Here is a 323-nt window from a genome sequence, read left to right as displayed (position 1 = left end):
ATATGTTACTTCTCCTTGTTGAAAAGGAGGAATCCCACTTGTGCTTTTCAATAGTGTCGTTTTTCCAGCACCATTTCTGCCAATTAAAGCTGTTATCATCCCTTTTTCAATCTTCAAGTTAATAGGTCCTAATTGAAAGTTTTTAAAGTTGGTAGTTCCTTCACGAATTTCTAAACTACTAGTCATTCTTATTTCCCCTCTCCTCCAAACATTTCGTGAAAATGATTTTCATATCATCATCTGATAAATGTTGTTTTCGTCCAAATGCAATCAATACTTCTGCTTTATTTTTGAATTGTTCCATTTGTATGTTCTTGAGGTCC

Annotated in this window: 1 protein-coding gene; it reads right to left on the bottom strand. The window is 33.7% G+C overall.

What is annotated here, in order from left to right:
* Positions 1 to 186 (bottom strand): ATP-binding cassette domain-containing protein (locus AOA61_RS24550; RefSeq protein ID WP_143521248.1); only part of this gene is annotated, 186 nt, incomplete at its 3' end.
* Between the last annotated feature and the right edge of the window lie 137 nt (positions 187 to 323).

This window comes from Pseudomonas sp. 2995-1, from assembly GCF_002742505.1.
Lineage (GTDB): Bacteria > Pseudomonadota > Gammaproteobacteria > Pseudomonadales > Pseudomonadaceae > Aquipseudomonas > Aquipseudomonas sivasensis.
This window is presented reverse-complemented; position numbering and strand designations above follow the sequence as displayed.